9 protein-coding genes are annotated in these 12,124 nt (G+C 47.4%); 4 read left to right on the top strand and 5 right to left on the bottom strand.

Going from position 1 to position 12,124, the window contains the following annotated elements:
* Positions 1-53: 53 nt before the first annotated feature.
* The 3 genes from Pan54_RS06425 to Pan54_RS06435 all read right to left on the bottom strand — a co-directional run bounded on the left by Pan54_RS06425 (position 54) and on the right by Pan54_RS06435 (position 5,270).
* Entirely contained in the window at positions 54-233 is a 180-nt protein-coding gene (locus Pan54_RS06425; RefSeq protein WP_146502717.1) for a hypothetical protein, read from the bottom strand.
* A gap of 491 nt (positions 234-724) precedes the next feature.
* Entirely contained in the window at positions 725-3,871 is a 3,147-nt protein-coding gene (locus Pan54_RS06430) for an efflux RND transporter permease subunit (RefSeq protein ID WP_146502718.1), read from the bottom strand.
* A 64-nt stretch (positions 3,872-3,935) separates the two neighbouring features.
* The gene (locus Pan54_RS06435; protein WP_146502719.1) at positions 3,936-5,270 is read right to left on the bottom strand and encodes an efflux RND transporter periplasmic adaptor subunit; all 1,335 of its coding nucleotides are present in this window, start codon (positions 5,268-5,270) and stop codon (positions 3,936-3,938) included.
* A 310-nt stretch (positions 5,271-5,580) separates the two neighbouring features.
* Between Pan54_RS06435 and Pan54_RS06440 the strand changes: the two genes are divergently transcribed.
* The gene (locus tag Pan54_RS06440; RefSeq protein WP_207310062.1) at positions 5,581-7,497 is read left to right on the top strand and encodes a TolC family protein; all 1,917 of its coding nucleotides are present in this window, start codon (positions 5,581-5,583) and stop codon (positions 7,495-7,497) included.
* Between the two features lie 263 nt (positions 7,498-7,760).
* On the opposite strand, the gene Pan54_RS06450 is transcribed toward Pan54_RS06440, so the two are convergent.
* Entirely contained in the window at positions 7,761-8,114 is a 354-nt protein-coding gene (locus Pan54_RS06450) for a hypothetical protein (protein ID WP_146502721.1), read from the bottom strand.
* 163 nt (positions 8,115-8,277) lie between these two features.
* Entirely contained in the window at positions 8,278-8,775 is a 498-nt protein-coding gene (locus Pan54_RS06455) for a hypothetical protein (protein WP_146502722.1), read from the bottom strand.
* A 223-nt stretch (positions 8,776-8,998) separates the two neighbouring features.
* Here Pan54_RS06455 and Pan54_RS06460 point away from each other — a divergent pair, with 223 nt between their 5' ends.
* The 3 genes from Pan54_RS06460 to Pan54_RS06470 all read left to right on the top strand — a co-directional run bounded on the left by Pan54_RS06460 (position 8,999) and on the right by Pan54_RS06470 (position 11,991).
* Positions 8,999-9,844, top strand: a complete 846-nt coding sequence (locus Pan54_RS06460) for a c-type cytochrome (protein ID WP_146502723.1) — start codon at positions 8,999-9,001, stop codon at positions 9,842-9,844.
* Positions 9,845-9,919: 75 nt separating this feature from the next.
* Entirely contained in the window at positions 9,920-11,050 is a 1,131-nt protein-coding gene (locus Pan54_RS06465) for an FN3 domain-containing metallophosphoesterase family protein (RefSeq protein WP_146502724.1), read from the top strand.
* 95 nt (positions 11,051-11,145) lie between these two features.
* Positions 11,146-11,991 carry a glycerophosphodiester phosphodiesterase gene (locus Pan54_RS06470; RefSeq protein WP_146502725.1) on the top strand — a complete coding sequence of 282 codons (846 nt, stop codon included), beginning with the start codon at positions 11,146-11,148 and terminating at the stop codon, positions 11,989-11,991.
* Positions 11,992-12,124 lie beyond the last annotated feature (133 nt).

Here is a 12,124-nt window from a genome sequence, read left to right on the forward strand (position 1 = left end):
CGATGGCCATGTCAATGACTTTTCGGAACCTGCGATACTGGAACTGCGGTTGATCATTTGTTTTCAGTTTGCTCCTCTGGATGCTGTTGATCGTATTCGTCCATGAGGACGGACGGGCAGGTTTCTTCCTGCTCGCATTGTTTGCAGATGACGCGGATCAGGTCGGTACTGCCGAGTTTTAAGTGGTTCTTCTCACACAGTTGGTACAGTTCCTTCAGGTGATTACAGACCATGCTTCTCTCCTTAATTACGTTGTTAATGAGATTGATCAATCTGCTGGATACCATTTCCCATGTTGTAGCAGAGGTTGCATCACGGAGTTGGGCAGCATCTTTCGATGATCGTATAATGATGATCGCATAATATAGACCATTTCAAATGGTTTCTGCAGTCGCTAGGACACCAAATGTTATAAAAACGCTGCAGGGGAGGCGAGAGTTGCCGCACGAAAGCACGGCTTAAAATAAATCGAGAACAAAATTGTCAGACTTTTGAGAAGCCTGTGAAATGAGAGTTGAAGTGAGAGGAAGAGCTGATTGATCGGGCTCAGCAAATGGCAGTGAATTGAAAATAACAGATTCCCAAGCAAAATGAAAATTGAGGAGTGAATGTGATACCACTCCAACTACGGACACAGTGACGAGAACTTGTCCAGAAAAGTCCAGATTGTTGTGACAAACAGCAGGGCACAATCTCGAAGAATCAAACAACAGATCGATTCCGTTTAGCTTGTTTTCAATTTTGAGCGACGATGAATCAATGAATAGACACATGGGACAAGAACTAATGTCAATACTGTGGAGACGATCATTCCACCGAGTAGTGCTCGCGCTAGAGGAATCATCGCTTCATTGCCGGGGGCCAGTTGAAACGAGAGTGGCAGCATGGATGCGACGAGAGTCAACGAGGTCATCAGAATAGGACGCAGGCGGATTTGAGCCGCAGAGAGGGCGGCATCGCGGGGACTGAGTCCTTCACTTCGGCGTCTATTGGCAAATTCAACTAGCAGAATTGAATTATTTACGACGACTCCAATCATCATCAATGTACCCATCAGCGACTGAATGTTGATGTATGTGTCAGTCAGGAACAAAATGACTAGCACGCCTCCCAGTCCGAGTGGTACAGCAAGCATGATGATCAGGGGATCGACAAACGAACGGAACTGAGCCATCAGGACAAGATAGACCAGGACTCCTGCAACGATCAGTCCGATACCGAGTAGCCTCATCCCCGATTGCATCGTTTCTACGGGGCCACGAATCGTGGTAGATACACCGTTCTCAAATGTCATTCCCGCCAAAGCTTGTTCAACTTCTTTCGCGACCGAACCAATATCGCGTCCAGAAACATTCACGTGCACATCGTTGACGCGGGAAATATTGTAATGAGCAATTTCCCCCGGGATGTTGACCCGTTTGACAGTGGCGATATTCGAGAGTGGGATCGTAATCGGTCCAGAGGGCGTTTCCAGAGAAAGCGGGATATTGCGAATTTCATCGAGTGATTGAAATTCGTTATCTTCATACTGCACGCCCATAAAGAAGTCGACACCCGATTTAGGATCAATCCAGATGGTCGGTGAGTATCCAACACTGGAACCGAGAGCCGTCAAGACGGTTTGTGCAACCTGTTCCTGATCGACACCCAGATATTTGGCCCGGGTGCGATCAACCTGCACATCGAATTGAGGATAGTCTAGCGATTGTGCAATCTGGACATCTCGGGTGCCGGGAATCTTCTGCACGACATTTACAATTCGCTCAGCCGCATCTCGGCATTGTGTCAATGTTCCTGCGGATACCTGCACACTGATTGGTGTTGGCACTCCTTCATTCAATGCCATATTGACGATGCCGCCCGAGACAAACAGAAATTCTTCCATGGGATACTCTTCAGCCAGCTTCTCGCGGAGTTGATTCACATAGGTTTGCGTGCTGGTCTGACGACCTGACTGCTTGAGGTTCACAATCATGTAAGCGGTATCTGGGCCGGAATTTGAACTGAGGACTGTCGAGAAGCCAGCTCCTTTGCCTACAGGAAGTCCGATATTGCTAATGATTGTTTCAATCTCATTCTCGGGAATGATTTCCTGAATTGTCTCTTCAATTCGCTCAACCAGTTCCTCGGTTTTCAGCAGGTCTGTTCCTGGAAGAGTCTTCAATCGAATTTCAAAAGTACCGGCATCAACATCTGGAAAGAGTTCCGAGCCGATTTGCGGCAAGAGCAGGAATGAAGAACCGACAACAAGCACAATGACCAGAACGCTGAATGCGGGAACTTTCAAAGCAATGTTCAGCGAACGTCCGTAAAGTCCAACCGGTTTTGTTTCTTTAGATTCCTCTGTTGAATCCTCAGTCGCTTTCGAACTCTGCACTTTTTCCCGGACAAATGTAGCACAGAAAGCCGGGACGACTGTCAGGGCGAGGAAGTAGGAGGCGCCTATGGTGAACGTTGCAGCCAATGAGAGTGGCTCGAAAAGATATTTGATCATACCCGAAAGGAAAACCGCGGGAAGAAAGACCGCCAGTGTGGTGACAGTTCCTGCAAGAATGGCACCTGAAACCTCTTCGGTTCCTTCACGAGCAGCCTGCAACGGAGTTTTTCCCATTCTTTGATGACGAATCACATTTTCAACAACAACAATTCCTGCATCGACCACAGTTCCAATTGCCAGTGCGATTCCCCCAAGTGTCATGACGTTAATCGTCTGGCCGGTAAAGGCGAATCCGAGTCCACCGATTAGAATCGCAAGAACAATAATCGAAACAATAACGAGCGTGGGCAGAAAACGTCGCAGGAACAAGAACACAACTATGGCGACCAGTAATGCTCCCAGTCCAATTTGGCTGTAGAGATTCGACATCGCATTGCGGATATAATGCGACTGGTCCGAGACGAGTGTCACATCGGTCGCCTCAGGAATGTCACCTCGTTCTTTCATCTTGGGGATCTCAGAAGCAATTCCGTCGTAGATTCGATTCACAACTTCAATCGTATTTTCGCCCGGTTCACGCAGCAGAGGACAATAGACAGAACGTTTTCCATTCACGCGAACGATATTGTATTGCAGAGCGGCATCGTCAACGACACGACCAACATCCCGGATAAAAACGGGGCGCTCGCCGCGAATAGTGATCGGAATCGCTTCAATCTCTTCGACGGTTGGCAACGTGTTGCGAGGATGAACCTGATAATCGGTCCCTCCAATCCGAGCAGATCCCGCGGCAAGTACCAGATTCGATTTCTGCATCGCTTCAACAACATCTCTCGCACTGACGTTGTGAGCCTGCAGCTTGGCGGGATCGACATACACCATCATCTGGCGAAACTTACCGCCAAACGGATGCGGAATCTGCACACCTTTCAGGCCACCCATTTTGTTTCGCACCGCATAATAGCCGATACTGTACAATTCCGATTCGCTCAATCCTTCGCCGGAAATCGCTGCCAGAACAACGGGAAGATTTGCAGGTTCACTACGCAGGGTAAACGGCCATTCAATCCCCGGAGGCAAGTGAAACATATCACTGGCTTCGAGATTGACGATATCGTTCATCGCAGAACTCGAGTCGGCCCCCGGCTGGAAAAACACTTTGATGACAGCAGCACCGGGAATCGTTCGTGATTCCTGATGTTCAATTTTCCCCGCTAGAGTCAATGCACGTTCGACACGTGAGCTGACTGACTTCTCCATATCGAGCGTTGGCAAACCAGGATACGAAAAAAAGCTGACCACAACCGGCTGCTTAAAATCGGGAAGAATATCGATCGTAATTCCCGGAATCACTGCAGCTCCGAGTAGACAGAGCGCAATCGAGCCAGCCAGAACTGCAAAACGATTCTTCAGAGAGAAGTTGATCAGACCCATAACAGTGATTTCTAATTGAGCGAAGGACAATGAGAGCGAGTGATTGTGTTTGTGGATCTCTCCATCAATTTGCTATCAACTCCACTTTCTGCCCTGTTTTGAATCGCTTGAGATGAGCATCGATCACGACCTGACCAGCATCCAAACCTGACTGGACTTCAATAAAGTTGCCATTGTCGATTCCCGTAGTAATGTTTGTCACAGTGACCTGTTGATTATCATCAACCACATAGACATAAGCCTGGCCGGATTCATCAAAACGAATCGCCCGGGCAGGCAGCATATTGGCGGCTACTTTCGTGTTGAGAGAAATCGAAGCCTGGCCAAACATCCCTGGCAGGTATTTTCCCTCCTGATTCTCTAACTCTGCTTCAACCAACATGGTGCGTGTGCTGGGGTCGAGATCGCCAGAGACTCTTGTGAGAGACAGTTCAATCGGTTTTTCGCCGGAGAAGCTTGGAAATGTCAATGTGACCGTATCTCCTCGACTGGCAAAAGCGGCGTCGCCTTCGGGAATTGGAATCTGAACTCTCAGTTTTTCGACCTGACTGATCACAAACAGAGGTTTCCCCTGACCCACTTCATTCCCTTCGCGAACAAGATCGCCGGGATCAACTGTCCGCTGTGTGACCACACCCGCAAAAGGAGCTTTCAAATTGGAATAGGCCAGCAGAACATCTAACTCTTCAAGTTGCTTTCTGGCAATTTCGGTCTCTGCCTGTGCCGCTTTGAGATCGGCTTGAGCAGATGTTGTTTTCGCCCGGGCAACATTAATGTCCGCTTCTGCGGAAATTATGGCAGATTGCATCGCCTGTTTATTGGCCCGTTCCGAGTCTCGCTTTTTACGAACTTCATCGAGCATGCGACTTTCAAGGGATTGCCTTTCGACAAGATCCTGTGTTCGACTGAATTCCGCTTCGATCGCTGCCAGAGCCGCGTCGGCCCGAGACATTTCCGATTTTGCCTGTTCCAGTTTCGCTTCAGCCGACTGGACATTCGCCTGAGCCAGTTGAACACCGGCGGAAGCCCGGTCCTCTTCGGATTCGTTTCGTGTGATGCGAGCCTGATGAATCAGCCGCTGTTTTTCCATCTCTGGAACATCAATGATAGCCAGCGTCTTTCCAGCCTGAACGACATCTCCGATATCAACTTTCAACTCTTTGACATAGCCACTGATTTTCGCACGAATTTCTGCACGATAGTAAGCATGCACTGTCGCAGGTTGAAAGGTAGTTTGGGGAACATCCTCCTGAATAACCGCAACAGTTTTTACGGAAATGGCCTTCGCAGGTTCTTCATCCAGACTAACTGACGGACTGGCCGTGCAACCATATCCCGCAAGCAGGCAGAATTGCAGCATCAGGACACAGTGAAATAATCGACGATGTAGTTCAAACATTCCAGGAGACACTTTCCGATCAGGCAAAATAGAGAAGCATGAAATATAACTTAATGATCATCTTAAATACAAAAGCAAGGCCTGTCTGAAAGAGGATTTAAAGAGCCCCAAGTGACACAATCGATAAACTTTACCTGAATGGAACGATCCTTTTGATCGCTTCGAGCAACATGATCAGAACTTCAAAACGGTCCAATCATTAATTTCGGCATATCTGTTTCAGCCGACATGCCGATGACAATCAGGAGAATGCTCTTATTCTATTAAGGGCACAACGATGATATCGTAACGTCACCAAGGATGGTCGTACATGCGCAGTCGCTCCTACTCCTATTGGCTGATTAATGGAATCCTCTTTGGATTGTCCGGTTGTGCAGGCTCGCAGCAGTGGATGTCCAATCAAATTGAAAATCGACCTACTGCTCCTCAAACGGCTCAGACTTCGTATTTCGCCGATCAGGCAGAAGCTCCAGGGAATGCACGATATTTGACAGTTGGGAAAGCTGTGTTACCTCAACTTGCCCAGACTCCTGTCGAACAAAAAATTCCTGCCGATCCTCTTCGACCTGCGAAATCCATTAAGTCGAACTGGGGCCAATCGAGTATTAATCTTGACCATACTCAATCGAATGTCATGGAAATTCAACCTGTCGGGCATCGGGATCCTGCAGAACCTGAGTCGTCAATCACTGAAGATGCAACACTTACCATTAACGGTCAAATCTACAGATTAGAACGAATCGAGAAAGCTCAGCTGCCTGAGGACGAAAAATCTGAATCCGAATTTCGACAACAGATTCAACTCGTTGGTAAAAAAGCACACGTCAAAACTGCAGCTCAGACAATTCCTGCTACTGCTCCACTCCCACTTGAGGTGACAGAAGGGAGTCAGCTGGAGTTGACCGGCCATTCGAAAACATCATCTGCTAACTACATGCAAATGAATCTGCCCACGGCTTTGTCGATGGTCAGCGGACAGCATCCGGCAGTCGGTTTTGCCCAGTGGCGAGTTCAGGAAGCTTACGCACAACTGGATCGAGCGAATGTGCTCTGGCTGCCCTCAATTCAGCCAGGTTTCAGCTTTGACAATCATGATGGTAATTATCAAGCCAGCAATGGTGCGATTGTCGATGTGAATCGAAACTCGTTTCAGTTTGGCTTAGGTTCAGGAGCCACTGGGGCAGGGACAACTCCCCGCCCGGGAATCGTCGCTCAGTTTCATATGGCAGATGCATTATTCCAACCTGAAATTGCCGAAAAAACGGCCTGGGCTCGAGGTCATGCCGCCAATGGAGTTGTCAATGAACAGTTACTGCGGGTTTCACTGTCATATTTGAATCTTCTGGAAGCCGAGCAGGATTTAAGAATTGTTCTGGAGTCGCGGGAGCGAACGCTCGGTCTGTCCAAACTGACAGAAGATTTTGCGGCCACAGGCCAGGGATTACAGGCGGATGCGGATCGTCTGCAGACGGAATTGCAGTTGATTGAGAATCGTGTCGCGATGGCTCAGGAAAAGGTGGACGTCGCCTCGGCTCGGTTAGCAGAAGCACTGAGTCTCGATGCCTGCCAGCAGATTGTGCCCATGGATGTCACGGTCCTGCCGATTGATCTCGTCTCTCTGGAGACTGAGAAATGCTGCCTGATTAGCACTGGGCTTTCGAATCGACCTGAACTCAAGGAAGCTCAGGCCCTCGTTGCTGCAGCCAATGAGCAATACAAACGTCAAAAATATGCTCCCTTTGTCCCCAGTATTCTACTCGGATTCAGCACTTCTGGTTTCGGAGGGGGACCGGGGAATAGCATTAAAAATATCGATAATCGATTAGATTTCGACGCACTGCTTTCGTGGGAAGTACGAAATCTTGGTTTTGGAGAAGGAGCCGCTCGCAGAGAGCAGGAATCTCGTTATCAGCAAGCCAAATTCAGTAAAGTCCGCGTCCTCGATCAGGTTGCACGGGAAGTTTCAGAAGCCCATTCTCAAGTTCTGCATCGAGCAGGTCGAATTCGCATTACACAAAAAGCGATTGAGTCCGCCCAGAATTCTTACGAACGTAACCTGAGTCGAATTCGAGATGGACAGGGCTTACCGTTGGAAGTTCTGCAATCTGTCCGAGCCTTGGAAGATGCCCGACGAGCTTATCTGGAAGCTGTGATCGAATATAACGAAGCTCAGTTTCAACTGCAGTGGGCACTCGGCTGGCCTATCCACGCACCGTACAACACATAGACGGATGGCGAGGTAGAGCTTTTCCAAAGGAGGAACTCAATCCAGCTAATGTTTCTGTTCTGGGTTTCCTGCTTGGGGACAAAGAGGCTGGTCCTTTCAAGTTGGAGGTCGATTGGATCAAGGTGAAGTCGTTGAAACTATTACTGACAGTCGATTCATTGGATTCATGATCACATCAAATCATTCGGCGGCGATTCCAGTCAGCGGTTCTTGATGGACAACTCGAACCACATCATTCAAGTTGGCTATGACAATTTCTTTGCTTAGCGGACTGAAGCAAAGCCCATTGCCATGATTACTGCTAGAAGGATTAAGGGTATTGCGGCAAGATAAGCAAGACCAGAAACGATATAAACCATTTTTCTGATTCTCACTGAATTGTGAATCCATCCTGCAATCGATCCGACGATCAAAATGATCGGAATTGGTATGAACAAAAAAGAGAAGAGTTCATGTACTCTGAAAGTCCATCTGATGATATGACCACCAACAAAAACGATCCCAAGATTTAACAATGACCATAAAAGAGCGATGCCAAGTGATTTCCAGAAGACTAATGTAGTACATTCTCTTCTGCATAATTCCGCCAATTCCTGTGCAGTCCAGTTTACTTTCATGGCAGACACATTCTTTTCTGGCTTGAAGTCAGATCGCATTTGTTTTATTGCAGGATAACGACTTCCCGATTCCTACCTATTTGAAAATCATTTTCAAATTCAATTTTGCGACACGATTATTTGGAGTCAGAATAACGATCCTCAATTGAGTAGTTTTCACTCTTTAGTGTTTACCAGTAAAAGCCTTCTTGATCGCTGAATGGTGATGAACTTTCAACTCCTCAAGTTGCAACTCGGACTGGGAAAGGATCAACGAGAAATCGAAATCCTTTAAGCGGACATCAGCAATGCCCAGTGAGTTGAGCGTTACCCATAAAGCGATCCGTTCTTGTGCCACAGCCATCATTGCTTCAAGTTCTACAACCCGACTCAGGTCCGAATATTCCATAAGTGAATCATTGAGTTTGAGTCGTCCAATTTTCTCGGCGAGCCATGCCGCTCCCTGTTTCAGCTGCCCTTGGATGCTCACTTCATAGTCCAAGCATTGGAAAACCTTCTCAACAATCTCCTTTTGCGATCGGAGATCGGACAGGAATTGTTTTAAGAAGGAACCAAGTTCTGAATGAAGATTGCTGTGATGACAGCGTTCGATGAGTTCCATTTCCCCAACAATCATCGACAAATGATCGTCCAGATAAATCCGCATTCGCTTTTCGTACATGGATGAACTCGCTTTGAATAACAGGGTTCACGTCAATTTATTGTGTCAGGGTCAGGCGTGATCAGTCTATTTACCAATCACACAAATACTTCTAATCCCGTTCTGCTGATTTCGCATTGTTTGAATCTCAGTTAATATCACAGTACGTTTCCAATCTAACGCATGAAATGGAGTTTGGAGAATAATATTGTCGGCTCAAGGATTTCAGATGAAAGAAAATGCAATGAGAAGTCAAATACGTATAATTCAATTAGCGCTGATTTTTATTTTAACGGCTACCACCACTTCCGTACTTTTATATTCAGATGAAAACCAAGCAAGTTTGTTCTGGAGTCGCCAAACCCCTCTTCCTGATGGTGAATTGGGAAAAGTTGTCGCCTTGGGAAGAGAGATCGTTGAAAACACTAATGCACATCCTCTTTCGAAGCCGTTTGTAAACAATGCTCTCACTTGTAGTTCTTGCCATCTGGATGCTGGAACTGACCCGAAGGCGGCGACATTTCTGGACATCGCCTCAGCGTACCCTGCGTGGTCGCCTCGTGAGAATCGAGCGATTACTCTTGAAGATCGAGTCCTTAATTGCTTCATGCGGAGCATGAATGGTGTCCGCCCCCCAAATGGAAGCAAAGTTTCTGTGGCAGTTACGACTTATATCACTTGGCTTTCCAGCGGAAGTCGCATTCGCATGAATCCAGAGAAGCCATTGGGACCGCACCACGTCCCCGCTATTAAACTCGATCCTCAGATATCCAATTCAAATCGTGGTAAAAAACTGTACGCTGAAAAATGTGCGGACTGTCATGGCGAGCAGGGACAGGGAACTGAGGAAGGACCGCCGACATGGGGACAGAAGTCCTACAACAACGGAGCGGGGCTTTCCCGTGACGACAAGCTGGCAGCGTGGCTAATGGTTGCCATGCCGCTGGGGGATCCCAACCTGGTAGAACAAGATGCATTAGACATTGCCGCATTCGTAAACTCTCATGATCGACCGAAGTTTATCCTCCAAGATCATCTTCCCAAACCAGATCGAATGGGCGAATACAATGCAGAAACTAAATCGCCATGAAACTGCTATATTTCTTATTGACTGGCTATCCAATTTAATTTCTGCAACAGCTAAGAATCATTTATGAGATTTCCAATGAAAATTATCCTGATGCTGCTTCCAATCTTGTTCTCATCACAATTCATTGCGGCAGCGGAAATCGACCGTATCTGGCTGACGCATAAAACGAACGATCCCAGCAAGATCGTGGTCAATTGGATGAGCGATGAACCGGGCGATTCCGTAGTTCATTTCGGTCTATCTGTCGAATACGGTGAGACGGTACGAATTGATGATGAGACGACGATACATCACGTTGAAATTCCATTAAAGCACCGTGACACAAGCTACCATTATTCAGTCAGTACTGGAGAACAGCGATCTGCCGATGCCACGTTCAAGGCGTATCCCACTGATATCCTGCGTGTAGCTGTCGTCGCCGATTGGCAAGGCAAGCCAGACTTGTCTGCCATCGTAAATGATGACGTGCATTTGCTTCTGACTGCTGGCGATAACATTGCCCGTCTGTGGGATAAGTGTGGAGAAGGGGAGAAGGACTGCATCAAGCCTTATGAAGAATTGATCGAAGAATACCCTAAGCTATTCCGCTCAACACCCTTCATGCCTGCATTGGGTAATCACGACCGAGAAATACGACCACGTGGAAGCAAACCCCCAGCCGAATCTGCTTACGATGTGGATGCCTTAGCATTCAAAAGATTTTTCGAATTGCCTGACGATGAATGGAAATGGCACTTCGACCTGACTGAGTTTGATCTGCGGTTGGTAGCACTCGACTTCAATCACATCTCCGACTTCGGGACGACGTGGCAAACCTGTCATGCTTTTGACGAGAACTCAGAGCAGTTTCATTGGTACAGGAAACTGATGAAACAACCTCATGGCTACGTGGTGACGCTCTATAATGAGAGAAACGCAAGCGTACGCAACCAAGCCCAAAAGCAATGGCACGAACAGTTTCTACGAGGCACCTGCTGCATCACAGGGTTTGGATATTTTGCCGAGCGAGCAGAGGTGGACGGGGTCCCTTATTACAACACATCACTCAGTGGAAAAGGCAACCAGTACCCCGATCCAAACTCAAAGATTCTCGCCGATGAAGATAGTTACATTCTGTTGACCGTTAAACGAGGCGGGGCAATGAGTGTCGAAATCAAGAGTCTGAATAGCACGGTACTGGATCGTCAAATATACGAACGCCGGTAGGATGTTCATTATCTCTACCTCAATACATTCCAGATGATTTCATCTGTTTATGCTGATATTGAATCTGGTTTCACAGCAACGAAAGCAAAGAAGTGATGGTTTTAGTTCGAGTCTTTTCTCTCTTGATGGTAATCGCCTGCTTTGATTCACAGATCATTGCTGATGATGGTCCAGTCTCTTCACTTGAATCATCCTCATTTCTAAACAACGGTGTGACAGCCCCTCGAGGCAATTCCAGCGAGTATCCTGAGAACACTCTACCCGCTTTAGAGAGCGGCATCGAAATCGGAGCTGACTGGATTGAACTTGATATCTTTACCACAAAAGATGGCAAGTTGGTCGTAATCCATGACCGCACAACGAAACGGGTCGGCGATAAAAACCTCATGATCCCTGATTCCACCTACAACGAGTTACTGAGCGTTGATGTCGCCACGGACTTTCGCAAGCGGATGCATAAAACGATTGATGAATGTCCAATGCAGAAGATTCCGCTACTGGAAGACGTGCTGAAACTAGTGATGAAGCAGAACCGAACTCGGGTTTCAATACAGCCCAAGATGGACTGCGTCGCTCAAGCAATGGCATTGGTGAAAAGTTTGAACGCTGAGTCTTGGGTGGGCTTCAATGACGGCAATCTGCAATACATGATCGAGGTAAAGAGGCTCGCCCCAGAAATCCCTGTCTTTTGGGATCGGGGAGCCGACACGAACTTTGACGAGGATATACGTATCGCCAAGCAGCAAGGCTTCGAGTCCCTCATACTCCATCAAAGCGGGATCACAACTGAGAAAGTTCAGAAGGTTAAAACAGCAGGTTTAGATTTCGGAGCGTGGACGGTCAATGAGCGATCAACAATGGAGAGCCTGCTTGATATGGGGGTAGAAAGACTCTACACCGATCATCCCCGAATGTTGTTGAAACTTAAAATGGACAGGTAGTTCTACAAGGCGATTAGATCATTTTCAAATGGTTTCTGCAGTCGCATGGACATCAAATGGCTTAATACACGGAGTTTGCTCCTGCCTTGCGCTGCAGTTCATTTTTGAAAATGCTCCAGAGAATAGAATTTCC

It is taken from the genome of Rubinisphaera italica, from assembly GCF_007859715.1.
Classification (GTDB): Bacteria; Planctomycetota; Planctomycetia; order Planctomycetales; family Planctomycetaceae; genus Rubinisphaera; species Rubinisphaera italica.

What these genes read in the sequence shown, in the direction of transcription:
- Pan54_RS06425 (WP_146502717.1), bottom strand. Translation starts at nt 233, where the DNA reads ATGGTCTGTAATCACCTGAAGGAACTGTACCAACTGTGTGAGAAGAAC.
- Pan54_RS06430 (WP_146502718.1), bottom strand. Translation starts at nt 3,871, where the DNA reads ATGGGTCTGATCAACTTCTCTCTGAAGAATCGTTTTGCAGTTCTGGCT.
- Pan54_RS06435 (WP_146502719.1), bottom strand. Translation starts at nt 5,270, where the DNA reads ATGTTTGAACTACATCGTCGATTATTTCACTGTGTCCTGATGCTGCAA.
- Pan54_RS06440 (WP_207310062.1), top strand. Translation starts at nt 5,581, where the DNA reads ATGCGCAGTCGCTCCTACTCCTATTGGCTGATTAATGGAATCCTCTTT.
- Pan54_RS06450 (WP_146502721.1), bottom strand. Translation starts at nt 8,114, where the DNA reads ATGAAAGTAAACTGGACTGCACAGGAATTGGCGGAATTATGCAGAAGA.
- Pan54_RS06455 (WP_146502722.1), bottom strand. Translation starts at nt 8,775, where the DNA reads ATGTACGAAAAGCGAATGCGGATTTATCTGGACGATCATTTGTCGATG.
- Pan54_RS06460 (WP_146502723.1), top strand. Translation starts at nt 8,999, where the DNA reads ATGAGAAGTCAAATACGTATAATTCAATTAGCGCTGATTTTTATTTTA.
- Pan54_RS06465 (WP_146502724.1), top strand. Translation starts at nt 9,920, where the DNA reads ATGAAAATTATCCTGATGCTGCTTCCAATCTTGTTCTCATCACAATTC.
- Pan54_RS06470 (WP_146502725.1), top strand. Translation starts at nt 11,146, where the DNA reads ATGGTTTTAGTTCGAGTCTTTTCTCTCTTGATGGTAATCGCCTGCTTT.